At 73.1% G+C, this 20,900-nt stretch carries 18 protein-coding genes; 16 read left to right on the top strand and 2 right to left on the bottom strand.

Features of this window, described 5'->3' with window-relative positions:
• Positions 1 to 198: 198 nt before the first annotated feature.
• From J2X49_RS10100 to J2X49_RS10060, 9 genes are all read left to right on the top strand, one after another.
• A complete protein-coding gene (locus J2X49_RS10100; RefSeq protein ID WP_310125627.1) occupies positions 199 to 1,212 on the top strand; it encodes a LacI family DNA-binding transcriptional regulator in 1,014 nt (337 codons plus the stop codon).
• Positions 1,209 to 2,126 (top strand): sugar ABC transporter permease, encoded by a 918-nt coding sequence (locus J2X49_RS10095; RefSeq protein WP_310125624.1) that lies wholly within the window; start codon positions 1,209 to 1,211, stop codon positions 2,124 to 2,126. Before J2X49_RS10100 ends, J2X49_RS10095 begins: the two co-directional genes overlap by 4 nt.
• Positions 2,123 to 2,959, top strand: coding sequence for a carbohydrate ABC transporter permease (locus tag J2X49_RS10090; RefSeq protein WP_310125620.1), 837 nt, complete (start codon positions 2,123 to 2,125; stop codon positions 2,957 to 2,959). The genes J2X49_RS10095 and J2X49_RS10090 overlap by 4 nt, the downstream gene beginning before the upstream one ends.
• Before the next feature lie 46 nt (positions 2,960 to 3,005).
• Complete coding sequence (locus J2X49_RS10085) at positions 3,006 to 4,304, top strand: ABC transporter substrate-binding protein (protein ID WP_146357460.1); 1,299 nt, start codon at positions 3,006 to 3,008, stop codon at positions 4,302 to 4,304.
• A gap of 78 nt (positions 4,305 to 4,382) precedes the next feature.
• Complete coding sequence (locus J2X49_RS10080; RefSeq protein ID WP_310125615.1) at positions 4,383 to 5,534, top strand: ADP-ribosylglycohydrolase family protein; 1,152 nt, start codon at positions 4,383 to 4,385, stop codon at positions 5,532 to 5,534.
• A complete protein-coding gene (locus J2X49_RS10075) occupies positions 5,531 to 6,898 on the top strand; it encodes an ADP-ribosylglycohydrolase family protein (protein WP_310125613.1) in 1,368 nt (455 codons plus the stop codon). The genes J2X49_RS10080 and J2X49_RS10075 overlap by 4 nt, the downstream gene beginning before the upstream one ends.
• The gene (locus J2X49_RS10070; RefSeq protein ID WP_310125610.1) at positions 6,895 to 8,862 is read left to right on the top strand and encodes an SUMF1/EgtB/PvdO family nonheme iron enzyme; all 1,968 of its coding nucleotides are present in this window, start codon (positions 6,895 to 6,897) and stop codon (positions 8,860 to 8,862) included. Before J2X49_RS10075 ends, J2X49_RS10070 begins: the two co-directional genes overlap by 4 nt.
• On the top strand, positions 8,859 to 10,046 hold the full coding sequence (locus tag J2X49_RS10065) for a CaiB/BaiF CoA-transferase family protein (protein ID WP_225792817.1): 1,188 nt from the start codon (positions 8,859 to 8,861) through the stop codon (positions 10,044 to 10,046). Before J2X49_RS10070 ends, J2X49_RS10065 begins: the two co-directional genes overlap by 4 nt.
• Positions 10,043 to 10,813, top strand: a complete 771-nt coding sequence (locus tag J2X49_RS10060) for a CoA ester lyase (protein WP_310125606.1) — start codon at positions 10,043 to 10,045, stop codon at positions 10,811 to 10,813. The genes J2X49_RS10065 and J2X49_RS10060 overlap by 4 nt, the downstream gene beginning before the upstream one ends.
• A gap of 23 nt (positions 10,814 to 10,836) precedes the next feature.
• Here J2X49_RS10060 and J2X49_RS10055 read toward each other — a convergent pair whose 3' ends face one another.
• On the bottom strand, positions 10,837 to 11,712 hold the full coding sequence (locus J2X49_RS10055; protein WP_310125603.1) for a VOC family protein: 876 nt from the start codon (positions 11,710 to 11,712) through the stop codon (positions 10,837 to 10,839).
• 56 nt (positions 11,713 to 11,768) lie between these two features.
• Positions 11,769 to 12,242 (bottom strand): Lrp/AsnC family transcriptional regulator, encoded by a 474-nt coding sequence (locus J2X49_RS10050; protein ID WP_128190672.1) that lies wholly within the window; start codon positions 12,240 to 12,242, stop codon positions 11,769 to 11,771.
• A 175-nt stretch (positions 12,243 to 12,417) separates the two neighbouring features.
• On the opposite strand from J2X49_RS10050, the gene pdhA reads away from it, so the two are divergent.
• From pdhA to J2X49_RS10015, 7 genes are read left to right on the top strand one after another with little or no spacing between them, the layout of a single operon-like run.
• On the top strand, positions 12,418 to 13,536 hold the full coding sequence (pdhA, locus tag J2X49_RS10045; protein ID WP_246990867.1) for a pyruvate dehydrogenase (acetyl-transferring) E1 component subunit alpha: 1,119 nt from the start codon (positions 12,418 to 12,420) through the stop codon (positions 13,534 to 13,536).
• On the top strand, positions 13,533 to 14,546 hold the full coding sequence (locus J2X49_RS10040; RefSeq protein ID WP_310125598.1) for a transketolase C-terminal domain-containing protein: 1,014 nt from the start codon (positions 13,533 to 13,535) through the stop codon (positions 14,544 to 14,546). Before pdhA ends, J2X49_RS10040 begins: the two co-directional genes overlap by 4 nt.
• Complete coding sequence (locus tag J2X49_RS10035) at positions 14,543 to 15,865, top strand: dihydrolipoamide acetyltransferase family protein (protein ID WP_310125596.1); 1,323 nt, start codon at positions 14,543 to 14,545, stop codon at positions 15,863 to 15,865. The genes J2X49_RS10040 and J2X49_RS10035 overlap by 4 nt, the downstream gene beginning before the upstream one ends.
• Positions 15,866 to 15,881: 16 nt before the next feature.
• Positions 15,882 to 17,570 carry a carboxyl transferase domain-containing protein gene (locus J2X49_RS10030; RefSeq protein WP_310125595.1) on the top strand — a complete coding sequence of 563 codons (1,689 nt, stop codon included), beginning with the start codon at positions 15,882 to 15,884 and terminating at the stop codon, positions 17,568 to 17,570.
• A gap of 8 nt (positions 17,571 to 17,578) precedes the next feature.
• Positions 17,579 to 19,498, top strand: coding sequence for a biotin carboxylase N-terminal domain-containing protein (locus J2X49_RS10025; protein ID WP_310125592.1), 1,920 nt, complete (start codon positions 17,579 to 17,581; stop codon positions 19,496 to 19,498).
• Positions 19,495 to 20,043, top strand: a complete 549-nt coding sequence (locus J2X49_RS10020; protein ID WP_310125590.1) for a MaoC family dehydratase — start codon at positions 19,495 to 19,497, stop codon at positions 20,041 to 20,043. Before J2X49_RS10025 ends, J2X49_RS10020 begins: the two co-directional genes overlap by 4 nt.
• A gap of 26 nt (positions 20,044 to 20,069) precedes the next feature.
• Complete coding sequence (locus J2X49_RS10015) at positions 20,070 to 20,900, top strand: CoA ester lyase (protein WP_310126038.1); 831 nt, start codon at positions 20,070 to 20,072, stop codon at positions 20,898 to 20,900.

Below are 20,900 nucleotides of genomic sequence, written 5' to 3'. Positions count from 1 at the left end.
TCCGCGATCGAGTGGCGCCTCTCGCGATCAGGTGGCCCCGCGTCGGCGAGTCAGGAGCGCTCGGGCGCGTCGGAAGCGAGCGTTCGTCACCTCGGAGTTGCGCCCCGCGCGCATGGCGCGTACTCTCGCTGACAGCGCGAATGGAAACGTTTCCAATCGCAGGGACGACGAGCGACGGAGCTCGGAGCGGAGCGGGGCATGGCGGGCACACCCACGATCGCGTCGGTCGCCGACCGCGCCGGTGTCTCGATCGCCACCGCCAGTCGTGCCCTGCACGGGCACGGGGCCTCGCCGCGCACCGCTGAGCGCGTGCGCAGCGCAGCCGCTGAGCTCGGGTATCGCCCCAACGCGGTGGCGCGTGCGCTGCAGTCGGGACGCACGGGCCAGATCGCGATGATCGTGCCGGATGCCGCCAACCCCGTCTACGCGAGGATGACCAGCGCCGTGCAGCACGAGCTCGCGGCTGATGACCGGCAGCTGCTCGTCACCCAGGCGGCGGAGCCGGCCGCTGTCGCGGCCGCCATCGCCCGGTTCGGCCCGAGCACCATCGACGGGCTCATCGTCGTGCCGCTCCGCCCGGAGCGCCAGGTGCTCGAGGCGCTCGAGCGCTCCGCGGTGCCGACCGTCGTGATCGGATCCCTGCCCGAGGGCGCAGCGCAGGGCGCCGTGCGCGCCGACTCGCGAGCCGGTGTGCGGCTGGCGATCGACCACCTGGTCAGCCAGGGCGCCCGTCGCATCGCGTTCGTGAACGGCCCAGTCGACACCACGCCGGGGCGCCAACGACTGGAGGGCTACCGCCGCGCCGTCGAGGACGCCGGCCTGGAGCAGGATCCGTCGCTGGTCGTGGCGGCCGCCGACTTCACGCACGCGGCTGCGCTCCCGGCGGTCGACGAGCTGCTCGATCGCGGCGTCGACTTCGACGCACTCGTCGGCGCGAACGATCTGATCGCGTTCGCCGCCCTGCGCGCGCTCTCGGTGCGCGGCCGTGCCGTACCGGGCGATTGCCTGGTCGTCGGCATGGACGACACGGAGCTGGCGCAGATCGCGATCCCGAGCCTCACGAGCGTCGACCTCGGCGCCGAGGCCCGAGGGACGCTGGCCGCGGAGCAGCTGCTGGCCTCGTTGCGCGGTGACGCGGATGCGATCGCGGGCGCGGTCGTCGCGCCGAGGCTCGTCGTGCGGGAGTCGAGCACAGCGATGGAGCCGCGATGAGCGCCGTCGACATCGTCGTCGCCGAGCGCGGCCTGCGACGCCGGTCGCGGTTCGGCGCCGAGCGCGGCGCGTGGCTGCTCTTCCTCCCGGCGATGCTGCCGATCCTCGCCTTCAGCGTCTGGCCGCTGCTGCAGGGCATCGCGCTCGGCTTCACGAACGCGACAGCGGGCCGCGACGTGGTCGTCGAGTTCAACGGGGTCCAGAACTACGTCGACCTCGCCGGCTACGAGCTCTTCTGGAACTCCTTCGGCATCGGGCTCATCTGGGCGTTCTCGGTCACCCTGATCCAATTCGTGGCGTCGCTCTGCCTCGCCCTGCTGCTGAACGCCAACCTCTGGGGCCAGGGCGTCGCTCGCACGCTCGCGCTGATCCCGTGGGCGATGCCTCCGGTGATCATCGCGATCATGTGGCGGCTGATGCTGCACCCCACCTACGGCGCGGTGAACGGCGGGATGGGCGCGCTGGGGCTGCCGGACAACATCAACTGGCTGGGCCAGGCCTCGACCGCGCTGCCCGCGGCGATCGTCGTGGGCGTGTGGGCGGGCATGCCGCAGACGACGATCACCCTGCTCGCAGGCCTCCAAGGGGTGAACGCCGAGCTGCACGAGGCGGCGCAGATCGATGGTGCGAGCACCTGGCAGAGGTTCATCTCCGTGACGCTGCCGGCGCTCCGACCCGTGATCGTCGCGATCACGACGCTCGACTTCATCAACAACTTCAACTCCTTCGCGCTGGTCTACGTGCTCACCGCGGGCGCCTGGGGCACGATGCTCCCGATGCTGTTCGCCTACAACGAGGCATTCCGGTACGGCAACTTCGGGCTCGCGAGCGCGATGGGCAACGTCATCGTCATCGTGATCACGTTCTTCCTCTTCTTCTACCTGCGTGCGCAGGCGAAGGGGCGTGAGTCATGAGGCGTCCCGTCACGCTCGGGCGAGCGCTCCAGTACGTCGCCATCGCGCTGTTCATGGTCTTCCTCGCGTTCCCGCTGGTGTTCCTCTTCACCACGGCCTTCAAGACGCAGGCCGAGCTGCAGTCGCCCGATCCGCAGCTGCTGCCCGCGCAGTGGAACCTCGACAACTTCGCAGCCGCGATCGAGCGCGCGAACCTGGTGCAGGCGGCGGGCAACAGCCTGCTGGTGGCGGTCGTGACCACGCTGATCGTGGTCGTGATCTCGCTGCCGGCCGCCTACGCGCTCGCGCGCTTCCGCACCCGGCTTCGGAAGCTGGCCACGGGATGGATCCTGCTCTCGCAGGTCTTCCCGTTCATCCTCATCATCATCCCGCTGTACCTGATGCTGCAGCCGATCGGCCTCGGGAACTCCCTCGCGGGACTGGTCGTCGTCTACGTGGTCTGGTCGCTGCCGTTCGCGCTGTGGATGCTGCAGGGCTACGTCGCGTCGATCCCCGTCGACCTCGAGGAGGCCGGGGCGATGGACGGCGCGCCGAAGTGGCGCGTGCTCATCTCGATCGTGCTGCCGCTCCTCGCGCCGGGCCTCGTCGCGACCAGCCTGTTCGCGTTCATCGGCGCGTGGAACGAGTTCTTCTTCGCCCTGGTGCTCATCAAGGACGAAGCCCTCCAGACGCTCCCGCAGCGGCTGGCGCTGTTCGTCGGCGCCGAGGGCCAGGTGCAGCTCGGCCAGCTCGCGGCCGCTTCGCTGCTCGCAGCCATCCCGAGCCTGCTGTTCTTCGCCCTCATCCAGCGCCGCCTCACCTCCGGCCTGCTCTCCGGCGCGGTCAAGGGCTGACCGACCTCCCATCCACGACAACCCCATCCCACAACGAGGAGACACCATGCACCGCACACCCCGCGCCGCGATGACGCTCGCGGCCGGCGCTCTGCTGCTGACCGGCTGCGCCTTCGGCGGCGGCCAGGCACCGACCGCCACCGAGACCACGGACCCCACCGAGGAGGTGACGCTCACGTTCCAGTCCCTGGCCTTCCAGGACGCGACCATCGCCGCGACCGAGGAGATCGTCGACTCCTGGAACGAGGAGCACCCCGAGACCCAGATCGACCTCGTGCAGGGGTCGTGGGACAACGTGCACGACCAGCTGGTCACCCAGTTCCAGGGCGGCGACGCCCCGGACATCATCCACAACGAGGCCTCGGACATGGCCGGCTTCGCGCACGACGGCTACCTCGCCGACCTCACGCCCTACCTCAGCGAGGACCTGCGGGGCGACGTCGCAGAGGGCGTCTGGACCACGGTCACCGCCGGCGACGAGGTCTTCGCGGCCCCGACGCTGATGCAGTCGTACGTCGCGTTCGCCAACACCGCTGCCTTCGAGGCGGCAGGCGTCGAGGTGCCGACCGGCGACTCGCTCGCATGGAGCGAGGTGCGCGAGATCGCGCAGCAGCTCACCGGCGACGGCACCTACGGCCTCGGCTGGGGCCTGAAGTCCCCGACGGCGCCGTTCATGAACCTCGCGCTCGGCGAGGACGGCACGTTCTTCGAGGTGGATGCCGAGGGCCAGGCCACGATCGACGTCGGCGAGGGCGAGCTGGCACTGCCGCAGACCGTCCACGCGATGGCCTACGAGGACCAGTCGCTCGACCCGGTCACGCTCACGCAGTCGGGCGGCGACGTGCTGCCCGGCTTCCTCGGCGGCACCTACGGCATGTACATCGGCGGCTCCTACCTCGCGCAGCAGATCGCCGACACGGCGCCGGAGGGCTTCGAGTGGACCGTGCTCCCGCCGCTCGCCGGCAGCGCCGGCCCCGCGCAGGGCACCTCGCCGCAGACCCTGTCGGTCTCGGCGGACTCGGAGCACGTCGACCGCGCCGCAGCGTTCATCGACTACTACATGCAGGCCGAGCACCTCGCCGCTGTGGGGCAGGGCGACGCCCTGATCCCGGCCACGGGCGCGGCGCGCGACGCGCTCGCCACGGCGACGGAGGGGCAGACCGGCTGGGCCGAGATGCTGGCTTCGGGCGAGGTCCTGGAGGCCGCGCCGTTCCAGCTCGCGGTGAACTACCCGCAGTGGAAGGACCAGTACGCGACCCCGGCGTTCCAGCAGTACCTGGCGGACTCGATCAGCCTCGAGGAGCTCACCGCGCAGCTCACCGAAGGCTGGGAGTCGATCCAGTAGCGAACGACAGCCGCGCAGGGGGCGGGAGCACCGCCCCCTGCCAGGCCCATGCCCGTGCACGACCTGATCGGAGATCCCATGACCGACGCAGCCTTCGCCGATGTCGCGACTGCCGCACTCGCAGGCGCTGCCGTCGCCGACGCGCTCGGCGGCGCAGCCGAGGGCAACACCCCTGAGGCCATCCAGCAGCGCTACGGCGGGACGATCGAGGGCATCGTGCCGCCCTTCCTCGACGACTGGCGCACGGCGCGGCCCATCGCGCCGTACCACAAGGGCGACGGCCACGTCACCGACGACACCCTGATGACCAATCTGCTCGTCGACGTGTATGCCCAGGTGCGGCGCCACCTCACGGCGCACGACATCGCCGACCACCTCGTGCCGCGCATGATCGGCGACGTGCAGTGGATCCCAGAGCTCGAGGCGGAGGCGCTGCCCCTGCAGCGGGTGTTCCTCGCCGAGAAGTGGCTCGTCGCGCGCTTGCACTACGGCCACGTCGACCCGCGGGAGGCCGGAGTCGGCAACGTGGTGAACTGCGGGGCCACGATGTACGTGGCGCCCGTCGGCCTGGTCAACGCGGGCGATGCCCGGGGGGCCTACGCCGAGGCGATCGACATCGCGGGCGCGCACCAGTCCAGCTACGGGCGCGAGGCGGCCGGGGTGTTCGCCGCCGCTGTGGCCGCAGCGGCGGCTCCGGGGGCGAGCGTCGACGGCGTGCTGGACGAGGCGGTCGGCCTCGCCCGTGACGGCACGCGCGCGGCGCTCGAGGCGGTGGTCGACGCCGGCCGCGGCCTCGACGGCTGGCGCGACGGAGGCCTCGCCCGGCTGCGCGAGGCGGTGCGACCGTTCGACACCGTCGGCGACACCTACCGGCAGCCCGCGATGGACGCACGGCTCCCCAGCCGGACGAAGGCGATCGAGGAGCTGCCGATCGCGCTCGGGCTGCTGGCGGCCTGCCGCGGGGACTACCGCGAGGCGGTCCTCGGCGCCGTGAACTACGGTCGGGACTCCGATTCGATCGCCGTGATGGCGGGCTCCATCGCCGGCGCGCTGGGCGGCCTCGCGGCCGTGCCCGCGGAGTGGATCGACGCGGTGGGGGAGGCCTCGAGGCTCGACCTGCGGGCTCCCGGCGCGACCATGGCGGCCGTCGCCGCCGAGGTGTGGCAGGCGGACGACGCGAGGCACCGCGCGCGGGCGGCGGCCGCCGCTGCCCTCGGGCTCTCCGCGTGAGTGCCGCACCAGCGCTGCTGCGACTGAGCTGGACGCAGCCAGAGGACCTCGCAGCGCACGCACTCGCGGCCGCCCGGCTCGACGGGCTCGACGTCTCGGCACTGGAGGCCGAGCTGACCGCCGCAGGCGGGAGCCTGGACGCGCCAGTCAACGGCGCGACGCCCGTGCCGGCGAGCCGAGAGCTCCGCGAGGTCGCGGCGCGCATCACCGATGCCGCCACGGCGATGCCTCGGCCGAGCGCGCTGCACGAGCGCGAGCCCGACCGCTGGGAGGCGATGGGGCTCCATCCCGCACCGATCGCGGTCCGCGCGGGGCTGAGCGAGCGACTGCGCGGCGCGTGGCTGGGCCGCGCGGTCGGCTGCCTGATCGGCAAGCCCGTGGAGAAGATCCCGCGCGAGGGCATCCGAGCGATCGCGCAGTCGACCGGCCGCTGGCCGCTCCGCGGGTACTTCACCGAGCAGGGGCTCGACCGCGAGGTGGCCGAGCGCTGGCCCTGGATCCGGCGATCCCGTCCCACGAGCCTCGACGGCGTCATCGATGGCATGCCGGAGGACGACGACCTGAACTTCGCGGTGCTCGCACTGGTCGCGCAGGAGCGCGCTCGTGCGGCAGGAGCCGCGGTGACGACCGAGGGAGTCGCGCAGCTCTGGCTGGAGCAGCTGCCGGCGGGCCGCGTCTTCACCGCCGAGCGGATCGCGTACCGCAACCTCCTGGCCGGGGACGAGCCCGCCGTCGCAGCGGAGCGGGGCAACCCCTTCGTCGACTGGATCGGGGCGATGATCCGCACCGATGCGTACGGCTGGGCGCACCCGGGAGACCTCGGCACGGCAGCACGGCTCGCCGTCGCCGACGCGCGTCTCACGCACCGCAGGGCGGGGGTGCACGGCGCGGCATTCATGGCCGGGGCCGCCGCCGCTGCCGTCGCCGGTGCGACGATCGGCGATGCCGTCGCAGCCGGCCTCCAATGCGTCCCCGAGCAGTCGCGCCTCGCCGATGCCGTTCGGCTCGGCCGTGACATCGCGGCGTCGGACCTCGACGACGAGGCAGCGCTCGACGAGCTGCACCGCGCCTACGGCCACCTGCACTGGGTGCACGTGCTGAACAACGCGGCGCTGCTCGCATTCGCCGCACTGCGCGGCCACGACGACTTCGCGCGCGGCGTCGGCCTCGCGGTCGCGGGCGGCTGGGACACCGACTCGGTCGGTGCCAGCGTCGGCAGCCTGCTCGGCGCTGCCGGCGGCGTCCCGCAAGAGCTCGCCGCCCCGATCCGCGGCGTCTACCGCACCACGCTCGCCGGCTTCGACGGCATCGCGTTCGACGAGCTCGCCGCGCGCACGCTCGCGCTGACGGAGGAGGCAGCATGACGAGCGACCCGGACGAAGCCGCCACCAACGCGCTCGACCCGCTGGTGCCCCGGCCCATCGACCTGCCGACGCACGTGCCGCTGCCGCGCGACGGCGTGCGACTGGCCGACGCCGACTTCGACGTCGCCAAGATCCTCGCCGCGCCCCACGACCCGGCGCGCTGGGACGAGTGGCGCGCCGAGATCGACGCGCTCGCAGCGGAGGCGCGAGCGAGGCTCCAGCACGATGACGGGGCCTACGACGCCGTGCCCTGGGCCTCGCGCTGCCGAGTCGCGGCGCAGATCTGGCTCTGGGACGAGCGGCTCTGGAACTGGCAGGAGCGTCGCTTCACGCCCTCGCGCCTGCTCTCGGCCTACGCCGACATCGGCGGACTGGACGGGCTGGTGCTCTGGCACGCGTACCCGTGCATCGGCATCGACGAGCGCAATCAGTTCGACTGGTACCGCGACGTGCCGGGGCTTGCTGACCTGGTGTCCGACCTCCGAGCCGCCGGGGTGCGCGTCTTCCTCGACTACAACCCGTGGGACACGGGCACCCGCCGCGAGACGGACGCGCGAGGTCGCGTGGTCGCGGACGGCGAGGCGCTGCGTGGTGTCGCCGACGCGCTCGCCGCCGACGGCGTGTTCCTGGACACGCTGAAGCAGGCCGACCCGGCCTTCCTCGACGCAGTCGGGGGCGAGCGGCCCCTGGCGCTGGAGGGCGAGTCCCGGGTTCCAAACGAGCGGCTGCGCGACCACGTCCTGTCCTGGTCCCAGTGGTTCGCCGACTCCGACGCGCCCGGTGTGCAGCGGGCGCGACTCGTGGAGCGGCGCCACATGCTGCATGGCGTCCGACGGTGGAACCGCTCCCACGTGGACGAGCTGCAGACGGCGTGGATGAACGGCACGGGCATTCTGGTGTGGGATGCGGTCTTCGGCGTCTGGGTGGGCTGGAACGCGCGCGACCGCTCGATGCTGCGCTCGATCTCGCGCATGCAGCGCGCCTGCCACGAGCTGCTCGAGCGCGGGACGTGGGCGCCGCTCGCAGGCGCCACATCGGACGCGGCGGCGCTCGGCGTGTACGGCTCCACCTGGACGCTCGACGGCGTCACGCTCGTCACCCTCGTGCATCGTGGGGACGAGCCCGTCACCGGTCGCTTCCTGGCCCCGCTCGAGGGGCGGCTGTGGGATCTGACCGGCGGCGCGTCGACCGACGGCGAAGTGACCATCCCCGCGCGAGGCGTGGCAGGCGTCCTGGCCGTTCGCGGCGCCGAGCCTGACTGGCTGCCGGAGCTGCTCGCCGCCGCAGCAGCGGACGCGCCGGAGACCGACGCGACATTCCCCGCTCGCGAGACCGTCCGCATCCGCGTGCCCGCGACGACGGCGGCGGCGCCGACCGACGCCGTGGCGCTGCCTGCGGGGGAGCGGCGGCTCGAGGTGCTGTGGCGACGCCGCGAGACGGGGCTGTACGGCGACGCGCCCTACGTGGAGGAATGGAAGCCGCTGCCGCCCCGCCTCCACGACGATCGCCGCATCGAGGTGCGCGTCGCGCTGGGAGGGGTGGCTGTCGCGCGCCGCGAGGTGAGCGTCGCGGAGTGGAACGCGAGCTGCTCTGCCGCGGGGCTCGAGCCACGCGGCGGCGAGCCGGAGGCCCCGGTGACGGGCGTGGACCTCGACGAGGCCCGCGCTTTCGCGGCCGCGCTGGGTGCTCGGCTGCCGACCGATCACGAGTGGCAGGTGGCCGGTGACCGGCTCGAGCGGCGCGGACCGCGCGTGTGGAACTGGACGGAGAGCGAGATGACCGACGGCATCACCCGGCGGGTGATCCTCAAGGGCGGCAGCGAGCGGGCGATGACCGGCTCCGACTGGTACGCCGACGGAGGAGCCCAGCCGCCTGAGCGCTCGCTCGCGTGGCTCCGCACCGGCATCGATCGGAGCACGGCGATCGGCTTCCGGCTCGCATGGGACGACGAGGTCGCGCGGTGACGGGTCCGCTCGATGGCGTCCGCGTGCTCGACGTGTCGACGCTGTTCGCGGGTCCGCTCGCCGCGACGTTCCTCGGCGACTTCGGGGCCGACGTCATCAAGGTCGAGCACCCCAGGCGGCCCGACGCGTCTCGAGGGCACGGACCGGCCAAGGAGGGCATCAACCTCTGGTGGAAGACGCTCGGCAGGGGCAAGCGCACGGCGACGCTCGACCTGTCGCAGCCGGAGGGAGCGGCGCTACTGCTCGAGCTGGCGCGCGGCGCCGACGTGCTGATCGAGAACTTCCGCCCCGGCACGCTCGAGCGGTGGGGGCTGGCCCCGGAACGGCTCCTCGCCGCCAACCCCGCACTGGTCATCGCGCGGGTGACGGCCTTCGGGCAGACCGGCCCGATGGCGCGCCAGCCGGGCTTCGGCTCGATCGCGGAGGCGATGAGCGGGTTCGCTGCGATCACCGGCGAACCGGATGGGCCGCCCATCCTGCCGCCGTTCGGGCTCGCGGACGGCATCACCGCGCTCGCGACCGCGTACGCGTGCGCGATCGCCCTGCGCCACGCTGAGCGCACGGGGGAGGGGCAGGTGGTCGACATGGCGATCATCGAGCCGATCCTGATGCTGCTCGGCGGGCAGATCACCGCCTACGACCAGCTCGGCCTCGTGCAGCCCCGCGTCGGCAACCGATCCGTGAACAACGCGCCGCGCAACGTCTACCGCACCGCGGACGGCCGCTGGGTGGCCGTGTCGACGTCGTCGCAGTCGGTGGCCGAGCGCGTCATGACGCTGGTCGGGCGCCCGGATGTCGTCGACGAGCCGTGGTTCGCCTCGGGTCGCACCCGCGTCGAGCACGTCGACGAGCTCGATGCGGCGGTCGGCGGCTGGATCGCCGCCCGCGAGCTCTCTGTGGTCGTCGAGGAGTTCGCCCGCGTGGAGGCCGCGCTTGGGGTGGTCGACGACATCTCCGGTGTGATGGCCAACCCGCAGTACGAGGCGCTCGGCACGATCCTGCCGATCGACGACCCGGAGCTGGGCGAGATCCGGATGCAGAACGTGCTCTTCCGCCTCTCGGCGACGCCCGGCGAGGTGCGCCACACGGGGCGCCGCCACGGAGAGGACACGGATGCCGTCCTCGCCGAGCTCGGCATCACGCCCGAGCAGGCGCGAGCGCTCCGGGAACGGGGGATCGTGTGACCGTCGCGCTGTACGTGCCGGGCGATCGCCCCGACCGCTTCGCGAAGGCCGTCGCCTCCGGAGCCGACATCGTGATCCTCGACCTCGAGGATGCCGTGGCGCACGACAGGAAGGCGATCGCGCGGCACGCGGTGGTGGCGTTCCTTGAGGAGCGGGGCGCTGCCGGGCTCCAGGTGCGCATCGGCGGGCTGGAGGATCTCGAGTCGCTCGCCGCGCACGACGTGGAGCTGCGGGTTCCGAAGGTGCGCGGACCGGAGGACCTCGACGCCGTCGCGGAGCGCCTCGGCGCCGCGCGGAGGCTGCACGCGATCGTCGAGGACGCGGCGGGCATCGGACGGCTGGAGGAGATCGCGGGACACCCCGCCGTCGTGTCGGTCGCGCTCGGCGAGTCCGACCTGCGCAGCGACCTGGGGGCGAGCAGCCCCGCGATGCTCGAGCATCTCCGGATCCGCCTCGTGCTCGCGGTCAGGGCCGCGGGACTCCCGGCGCCGCTGATGTCTGTCTACCCGGCGATCGCCGACCTCGAGGGGCTGGAAGCGGACTCGAGGTCAGGGGCGGCGCTGGGGTTCGGTGGCCGCACCGCCGTGCACCCCGCGCAGATCGCGCCGATCAGACGAGCGTTCGCGCCGTCGGCCGGGGAGGTCGCGTGGGCAGAGGAGGTGCTCGCCGCGCTCGACAGCACTGCGGGGGTGACCACGCTCGCCGATGGGCAGATGGTCGACGAGGCGATGCGTCGTCGAGCGGAGCGCATCCTCGCCCGTCGCTGACCGGCGCGCGAGCACCGGGGCCGTCAGACGGAGGCCGGCACCAGCGTGATGACGTTCGCCCAGGGGTCGTCGAAGCGCAGCGCGCGGCCGTCGTCGGCGACTGCCACGCCGCTGGCCGTGAGCCGCTCGCGGGCCGCGCCGAGCGCATCCGCGTCCGGGACCTGGATCTCGACGCGGCCGAGGCCGAGCGTGTCGGCTCGGCGGCCGGCGCCGCGCGAGTTCCAGACGTTCATGGCCATGTGGTGGTGGTAGCCGCCGGCGCTCACGAAGAGCGCGGTGTTGCCGAGCGCCGCCGTCTCGGCGAAGCCGAGCGCGTCGACGTAGAAGTCCCGGGCGGTGGCGACGTCGCCGACCTGCAGGTGCACGTGGCCGATCTTCGCCTCCACGGGCGCGACCGACGCCTGGCCGAAGGTGCCGCGGTCGAGGTGCTGCTGCACGAAGCGGTTCGGGTCGATGAACTCGGTGGTCATGTAGACGTGGCCGTCGGCCCACTGCCACGACTCGCGCGGCCGGTCGACGTAGAGCTCGACGCCGTTGCCGTCGGGGTCGGCGAAGTAGAACGCCTCCGAGACGTGGTGGTCACCCGTGCCGGCGAACTGGATGCCCGGGATCTGCGTCATGCGCACGACCGCCGCGGCGAGCGCCGCGTGCGTCGGGTAGAGGATCGCGGTGTGGAACAGCCCCGCGTCGGCCGGGTTCGGTCCGCGGAGGTCCGGCGCCTCCTCGAGCACGAGCAGGGTGCGGCCGTCGACGCCCAGCTCGACGGCGCCCGGACGCTCGGCGACGACCTCGAGGCCGACGCCGGCGGTGTACCAGTGCACGAGCCGCGACAGCGTCGCGGTCTTGAGCATGACGGGCCCCATGTCGGTGGCGTCGGGCAGCAGGTCGATCGTGGTCATGTGTACCTCCACCCGATCCAACGCGTGCGCCCCGCGGGCATTCCGACCGACGGTCCTTACCCCCGGTCGAGGTCGCGCTCGAGCACCGGCGCGAGGCGGAACGGGATGAGCTCGCCCATCGACAGCCACGTCTCGGTGCGCTCGACGCCGTCGCACGCGAGCACGAGCTTGTTCACGCGGTAGAGGTCCTCGGCGTCGCGGCAGACGGCGCGCACGAGCACGTCTGCCTGGCCCGAGAGCCCGAAGGCCTGCACGACCTCGGGGATCTGCCGCAGCTGCTCGACCACCTGGTCGATGCGCGGCTGGTCGACGTGCGTCGCCATGAAGACCGTGAGCGGGTAGCCGAGCGCGGCCGCGTGGAACCGGCGGTCGAAACCCTGCAGCGCATCCGACGCCTCGAGCGCGGCGACGCGGTTCTGCACCGTGTTGCGGGCGAGGCCGAGCTGCTCGGCGATCGCGGCGTTGGTGATCCGCGGATGCCTCGTGAGCTCGAGCAGGATCCTCCGGTCGGTGTCATCGACGATGCGCATGCTGCGCAATCTAGCGCAGGGATGCGCGCATGGGAATGCGCGGACTGCGCAGCGGGCGTGTCGCAGATTGCGCGAAGTGCGAACCGGCGATAGCGTCGAGCAACGATCCGCGGGCGCACCCGCCTGCCGGGTCCGACCGGCGCCCACGAGGCGCTTCGAACAAGGAGGTTCGATCGTGTCGATCACCGTGCCAGCCCCCGACCCCGCGCTCGCGGTCGGCCTCGACTGCCCGCTCCGCGTGCTCGACCTCGACGGCACCCGGCTGCCGAACGAGGTGCTCGACGGGCACCTCACCGACATCGACGAGTCGGCGCTCACCAACCTCTACGTCGACATGGTGCGCGTGCGCCGGCTCGACACCGAGGCATTCGCCCTCACGCGCCAGGGCCACCTCGTGCTGTGGCCGCCGCTGCTGGGCCAGGAGGCCGCGCAGGTCGGCCCCGCCCGCGCGCTCGGCGCCGACGACTGGGTGTTCGGCTCCTACCGCGAGCACGGCTTCGCGCTGCTGCGCGGCGTCGACATGGGCGAGTTCGCGCGCATCTGGAAGGCCTACGCGCACGGCGGCTGGGACCCGCACGAGGTGCGCATGGCGCCCTCGCAGATCATCATCGGCGCGCAGTCGCTGCACGCCACCGGCTTCGCGATGGCCTCCAAGATCGACCGCTCCGACGACGTGGCGCTCACGTGCTTCGGCGACGGCGCGACGAGCGAGGGCGACGTGAACGAGGCGATGGTGTGGGCCGCGGCCTACCAGGCGCCCGTCGTCTTCCTCTGCCAGAACAACCAGTACGCGATCTCGGAGCCCGTGCGCGTGCAGTCGGGCACGCCGCTCGCGCTGCGCCCCACCGGCTTCGGCATCCCGTCGATGCGGGTCGACGGCAACGACGTGCTCGCGATGCACGCGGCCGCCCGCATCGCCTTCGAGCGCGCCCGCACCGGCGGCGGCCCCACCTTCATCGAGGCCGTCACGTACCGCCGCGGCCCCCACACCACGACCGACGATCCGAAGCGCTACCGCGACGAGGCCGAGGTGGAGGAGTGGGTCGCGAAGGATCCGATCGACCGCGTCGAGCGCGCGCTCGAGCGCATGGGCGCCAACATGGAGGCCGTGCGCGCCGAGGCGAAGATCCGCGCCGACGAGCTCGCGAAGGAGTTCCGCGCCGCCGCCGAGCACGCCGAGCCGCCGCTCGCCGAGGAGATCTTCGACCACGTCTACGCACAGCCGACGAAGCGGCTCGAGCGCCAGCGCGCCGAGCACCTCGCGTTCGCCGCCAGCATCGAGGGGAAGCGATGACCGAGACGCTCACGCTCGCGAAGGCCGTCAACGCCGCGCTCGCCGACTCGCTCGAGGGCGACGACCGGGTGCTGCTGATGGGCGAGGACATCGGCAAGCTCGGCGGCGTCTTCCGCGTCACCGACGGGCTGCAGGCGCGCTTCGGCGAGGAGCGCGTGATCGACACGCCGCTCGCCGAGTCGGCCATCATCGGCACCGCCATCGGCATGGGCTACCGCGGCTTCCGCGTGGTCGCCGAGATCCAGTTCGACGGCTTCATCTACCCGGCGTTCGACCAGATCGTCGCCCAGGTGGCGAAGCTCCGCTACCGCTCGAAGGGGCGCGTGAACGTGCCGCTCACGATCCGCGTGCCGTTCGGAGGCGCGATCGGCTCGGTCGAGCACCACTCCGAGTCGCCCGAGGCGTACTTCGCGCACACCGCAGGCCTGCGCGTCGTCACCGCGTCGACGCCGCAGGAGGCCTACTCGACGCTGCGCGCCGCGATCGCGAGCGACGACCCGGTGCTGTTCTTCGAGCCCAAGGGCAAGTACTACATGAAGGGCGAGGTTGACCGCACGATCACGCGCGACCTCGAGACGGCCAATGTCGTCGCGAGCGGCCGCGATGTGACGATCGCGACCTACGGACCGACGGTCGAGACGGCGCTCCGCGCCGCGATCGCCGCCGCCGACGAGGGCATCGAGATCGAGGTCATCGACCTGCGGGCCATCTCGCCGCTCGACGTCGACACGGTCGTCGAGTCCGTGCGCCGCACCGGCCGCCTGGTCGTCGCCCACGAGTCGCCCGGCGAGGTCTCCGTCTCGAGCGAGCTCATCACCTCGGTCGTCGAGCGCGCCCTCTCGAGCCTCGAGGCGGCGCCCGAGCGCGTCACCGGCTACGACACCCCCTACCCGCCGTCGGCCGTCGAGCACGACTACCTGCCGAGCCTCGACCGCCTGCTCGACGCGGTCGACCGCACGCTCGGCCGCCGCAGCTCGCGCTCCGAGCTCGACCTGGAGGCCGCCCGATGAAGACCTTCCTGCTGCCCGACCTCGGCGAGGGCCTCACCGAGAGCGAGGTCGTCGCCTGGCGCGTCGCCGAGGGCGACTCGGTCGAGCTCAACCAGGTGCTCGCCGACATCGAGACGGCCAAGGCGGTCGTCGAGCTGCCGAGCCCGTACGAGGGCACCATCGCCAAGCTGCACGCCGCCGAGGGCGAGACGGTCGACGTGGGCGCCCCGCTCATCGACTTCGAGCTCGCGGGCGATGCACCGGCCCAGGCTCCGGATGCGCCGGCGGGCGAGGCGCCCGCGCCGTCGCCCGAGGGCGGTCCGGTCGCGACCCCCGACGACTCGGTCGCCGAAATTGAGGCCGAGGCCGAGCCCGCGCCTGAGGCGCAGCCCGAGAAGGTGTCGGTGCTCGTCGGCCACATCACCGTGCACGGCGGCAAGCCGACCCGCGCGAAGCGCACGTGGGACGTCGAGCCGTTCGTGCGCGACGAGCGGGCGAGCGCCGCCGGGTCCGGCACGGCGAAGCGCCGCGCCATGCCGCCGGTGCGGAAGCTCGCGAAGGAGCGGGGCATCGACCTGCAGTCGGTGCGTCCGACCGGGCCCGACGGCCTCGTCACGCGCGCCGACCTCGACGCGCTGGCCACCGCATCCGCCGCCCCCGCGCAGGCGCCCGCGTCGACGCGCGAGAAGGTGACGGGGCTGCGCAAGCACACCGCGGCCGCGATGACGCAGTCGGCGCTCACGGTGCCGCACGCGGCCACGTTCCACCAGGTCGACGTGACCGAGACGCTCGCGCTCGCCAAGGCCGGCGACGCGTCGTTCCTCGCGCTCGCGAGCCGCGCGATCCTGCTCGCCGCGAAGCGCTGGCCCGACGTGACCGCCTCGTTCCACGCCGACACGAACGAGCTCGAGCGCTTCGCGCACGTCAACCTCGGCATCGCCGTCTCGACCGACCGCGGCCTCGTGGTCGCGTCGATCGACGAGGCGGAGACGATGGATGCGCTCGAGCTCACCGCGCAGATCAAGGACCGCGCGACTCGCGCCCGCGAGGGCACGCTGTCGATGGCCGAGCTCACCTCGTCGAACATCACCATCTCGAACGTGGGCGTCTTCGGCGTCGACGGCGGCATCCCGATCCTGAACCCCGGGGAGTCGGCGATCATCGCGCTCGGCGCGATCCGGCGGATGCCGTGGGAGCACGGCGGCGAGATCGTGCTGCGCGACGTGTGCACGTTGACGGTGTCGTTCGACCACCGGGTGCTCGACGGGCGCGAGGCGGCCGGCTTCCTGGCCGACATCGCGGCGGTGCTGGAGCGTCCTGCGCTGGCACTGGCCCGCTGAGTGGCACGGTAGGAGCATGCACGCCCTGACCACCCGCGTCGACCCGTCCTCCGACGAGGCGCGCGCCAACCGCGCCGCGATGGAGCAGCTGGTCGGCCAGCTGCGCGAGCGCCTCGCCCGCGCGGCGCTCGGCGGCCCCGAGGCGTCGCGGCAGCGCCACGTCGAGCGCGGCAAGCTGCTCGCCCGCGACCGCATCGACGCGCTGCTCGACCCGGGGAGCCCCTTCCTCGAGGTCGCGCCGCTCGCGGCGTGGGGCGTCTACGGCGACGCCGAGGAGGGCGAGCCCGGGGATGCGCCGAGCGCGGGCGTCGTGGCCGGCATCGGGCTGGTGCACGGCCGGACCGTGATGGTGATCGCGAACGACGCGACCGTCAAGGGCGGCACCTACTACCCGCTGACGGTGAAGAAGCACCTGCGGGCGCAGCAGATCGCGCGCGAGAACCGCCTCCCGTGCATCGCCCTCGTCGACTCGGGCGGCGCGTTCCTGCCGATGCAGGACGAGGTCTTCCCCGACCGCGAGCACTTCGGCCGCATCTTCTTCAACCAGGCGCAGCTCTCGGCGCTCGGCATCCCGCAGCTCGCGGCCGTGATGGGCTCGTCGACCGCCGGCGGCGCCTACGTGCCGGCGATGAGCGACGAGACGGTGATCGTGCGCGACCAGGGCACCATCTTCCTCGGCGGCCCGCCGCTCGTGAAGGCCGCGACGGGCGAGGTCGTCGACGCCGAGTCGCTCGGCGGCGGCGTGCTGCACGCCGAGGTCTCGGGCGTCGTCGACCACCTCGCCGACGACGATGCGCACGCGCTCGAGATCGTGCGCGACATGGTGGCGGCGCTGCCGCCGGGCGACCGCGCGGCCGAGGCTGGCGCCGTGCCTGCGAAGGAGACGAGGTTCGGCTGGTTCGCCTACTCGCCGCTCGGCGCGCTCGACGACGAGCAGGCGCCGGCGGTCGACCCCTCGACCCTCTACGACGCGATCCCGCCCGACCTGCAGACGCCCTACGACGCGCGCGAGATCATCGCCCGCATCGTCGACCGCAGCGAGTTCCACGAGTTCAAGGCCGGCTACGGCGACACGCTCGTCACGGGCTTCGCGCAGCTGCACGGCCACACCGTCGGCATCATCGCCAACAACGGCGTGCTCTTCTCCGAGTCGGCGATGAAGGGCGCGCACTTCATCGAGCTGTGCGACCAGCGAGGCGTGCCGCTCGTGTTCCTGCAGAACATCACCGGCTTCATGGTGGGCTCCGAGGCGGAGCGCGGCGGCATCGCCAAGCACGGCGCCAAGATGGTCACCGCCGTCGCCACCACCCGCGTGCCCAAGCTCACGGTCGTCGTCGGCGGATCCTTCGGCGCCGGCACGTACTCGATGTGCGGCCGCGCCTACGACCCCCGCTTCCTGTGGCTGTGGCCCAACGCCCGCGTGAGCGTGATGGGCGGGCCGCAGGCCGCATCCGTGCTCTCCACCGTCAAGCGCGAGCAGATCGAGGCGCGCGGCGAGGAGTGGTCGGCGGATGCGCAGGGCGAGTTCGAGCGCCCGGTGCGCGAGCAGTACGAGCGGCAGGGCAACCCGTACTACGCCTCCGCGAGGCTGTGGGACGACGGCGTCATCGACCCAGCCGACACGCGCCGGATCCTCGGCATGGCGCTCGACGTCGTGACCGCGGTGCCGCTGCAGAGCCCGCGCTTCGGCGTCTTCAGGATGTGATCGGCGAGATGCCCGAGATGTTCGACACCGTGCTCGTCGCCAACCGCGGCGAGATCGCCATCCGCGTCGCGCGCACCCTGCGCGACCTCGGCATCCGCTCGGTCGCCGTGCGCGCCGACGACGACCCGTCGCCGCACCCCGGCCACTTCGACGAGGTCGTCTCGCTCGGCGCGGGGGCGCTGCGCGACACCTACCTCTCGATCGAGAAGATCATCGAGGCGGCGCGCGCCTCGGGGGCGCAGGCGATCCATCCCGGCTACGGCTTCCTGTCGGAGAACGCGGCCTTCGCGCAGGCGTGCGCCGACGCAGGCGTCGTGTTCATCGGCCCGCCGGCGTCGGCGATCGAGACGATGGGCGACAAGATCTCGGCCCGGCACGCGGTCGAGTCGCGCGGCGTCGCGACGGTGCCCGGCATCGCGGAGCCGGGCCTCGACGACGTGGCGCTCATCGCCGGCGCCGAGCGCGTCGGCTTCCCTGTGCTCATCAAGCCCGCTGCCGGTGGCGGCGGCAAGGGCATGTACCGCGTCGACGAGGCGGCCGGCCTGCCCTCGTCGCTCGCCGCGGCGCGGCGCGAGGCGACGTCGTCGTTCGGCGACGACACCCTCTTCATCGAGCGGTTCGTGACCAGCCCGCGCCACATCGAGGTGCAGGTGCTCGCCGACACGCACGGCACCGTCATCCACCTCGGCGAGCGCGAGTGCTCGCTGCAGCGCCGCCACCAGAAGGTGATCGAGGAGGCCCCGAGCCCGCTGCTCACCGAGGCGCAGCGCGCGGCGATCGGGCAGGCGGCCGTCGAGACGGCCCGCTCGGTCGGCTACGTGGGCGCCGGCACGGTCGAGTTCATCGTCGCGGGCGACCAGCCCGACGAGCCGTTCTTCATGGAGATGAACACACGCCTGCAGGTCGAGCACCCCGTCACCGAGATGGTGACCGGCGTCGACCTCGTCGAGCAGCAGCTGCGCATCGCCGCGGGGGAGCGGCTCGCGATCGCGCAGGACGACGTGACGCTCACGGGCCACGCGATCGAGGCGCGCATCTACGCCGAGGATCCGTCGGCCGGCTTCCTGCCGACCGGCGGCACGGTGCTCGCGATCGACTGGCCGTACGGCGACGACGTGCGGGTGGATGCGGGGGTCGAGCAGGGCGGCGAGGTCGGCTCGAGCTACGACCCGATGATCGCGAAGGTCATCGCGCACGGCGCGACGCGCGGGCAGGCCCTCGAGCGGCTGCGCGACGCGCTCGCCGAGACGAGCATCTTCGGCGTGGTCACCAACCGCGGCTTCCTGCGCGCGCTGCTCGACGAGCCGAGCGTGCGGGCGGGCGAGCTCGACACCGGCTTCATCGACCGCGAGGGCGAGCGCATCGCCGCCGCGCGCATCCCGAGCGAGGCGCTCGCCGCGGCGGCCGCCGACCTCGGGCAGGCGCTGCCGATGCGGCTCGGCGCCTGGCAGCCCGACGGCTGGCGCATGGGCGGCGCGGTCGGCCGGCGGGCGACGTTCCGCGATGGCGACGGCACCGCGCGCGTGCAGGTGCTGGGGGAGCGCACGACCGTGCACCGCGCCGACGGCACCGTCGACGAGCTCGCGACGCCCGTCGAGCCGTGGCTCGTGCGCACCGCCGAGGGCACGTGGGTGCGCACGGCGGAGGGCGACTGGCTCGTCGAGACCCCGCCGCGCACCCGGCGCGGCCGTGCCGACGCCGAGCCGAGCCTCGCATCCCCCATGCCCGGCACGGTCGTCGCCGCGCACGCCGCCGACGGCGACCGCGTCGCCGAGGGGCAGGCGGTCGTGAGCGTCGAGGCGATGAAGATGGAGCACGTGCTGCGCGCGCCGGTCGCCGGCACCGTGCACCTGCATGCCAGGCTCGGGGAGCAGGTCGCGCGCGGGCAGGAGCTCGCGACCGTGACGCCCGAGGAGGCATCCGCATGACCGAGACGACACGCCCCGACACGAGCAGCGAGACGACCGGCGCCGAGCGCCGCATCACCCAGCGGGGCCTCTGGTTCGACGAGCTCGAGCAGGGCGTCGTCTACGAGCACCGGCCCGGGCGCACGATGACCGAGACCGACAACGTGCTGTTCACGACGCTCACGATGAACCCGCAGCCGCTGCACCTCGACCGCGCGTGGAGCGAGACGACCGAGTTCGGCGAGCCGCTCATGAACTCGATGCACACGCTCGCGACCATGGTGGGTCTGTCGGTCGGGCAGCTGACGCTCGGCACGATCGTCGCGAACCTCGGCTTCAGCGAGGTGACGTTCCCGGCGCCCGTGCGCCACGGCGACACCATCTACTGCGAGACACGCGTGCTCGACAAGCGTGCGTCGCAGTCGCGGCCCGGCCAGGGCATCGCCACCTTCGAGCACCAGGCTCGCAACCAGCACGGCGAGGTCGTCGCCCGCGCGGTGCGCAAGGTGCTCATGCAGGGCCGGCCGGATGCGTCGGCCGAGGCGCCGGGGGAGGCCTCGGCGTGAGCGGGGCCGGCCAGGGGGCGCTCGGCATGGGCCCCGCGCTGCTGTTCTGCCCCGGCGACCGCCCCGACCGCTTCGGCAAGGCCGCGGCGCGGGCTGATGCGGTGATCCTCGACCTCGAGGATGCGGTGGGGCCCGAGTCCAAGGCCGAGGCCCGCCTGGCGGTGCAGGCCGCCGACCTCGACCCCGCGCGCACCATCGTGCGCGTGCAGGACGCATCCGCGCCTGGCTTCGACGACGACCTCGCGGCCGTCGCCGCCTCGCCCTTCCGCACCGTCATGCTCGCGAAGGCCGAGGGCCCGCAGCAGGTCGACCGGGTCGTCGAGGCGGTGCCGGGTGCGCGGGTCGTGGCGCTCGTCGAGACCGCGATGGGCGTGCTCGCGGTCGAGCAGCTCGCCGCGCACGCGGCGGTCGTCGGCCTCATGTGGGGCGCCGAGGATCTCGTCGCCTCGCTCGGTGGCACGTCGAGCCGCGACGAGGCGGGCGCCTACCGCGACGTCGCGCTGCACGCCCGCAGCCGCGTGCTGGTCGCGGCCGGCGCCTTCGGCGTCACCGCGATCGACGCGATCCGCACCGACATCGCCGACGTCGACGGCGCGCACGCGGAGGCCCTCGACGCCGCCGCCTCGGGCTTCGGCGCGAAGGCCGCGATCCACCCGAGCCACGTCGAGCCGTACCGGCGGGCGTTCGCGCCCACCGAGGCGCAGCTCGACGAGGCGCGGCGCATCCTCGCGGCCGCCGAGGCGACGCCCGGCGTCTTCTCGTTCGAGGGGCGGATGGTCGACGAGCCGATCCTGCGGCACGCCCGCAGCGTCGTGGTTCGGGCGGAGGCGGCTGGCGGCGACACCGAGCAACCATGA

The organism is Agrococcus sp. BE272 (assembly GCF_031457935.1).
GTDB classification, from domain to species: Bacteria; Actinomycetota; Actinomycetes; order Actinomycetales; family Microbacteriaceae; genus Agrococcus; species Agrococcus sediminis.
Note: the sequence above shows the minus strand (reverse complement) of the source record. Positions and strands in the feature narration are given on the sequence as shown.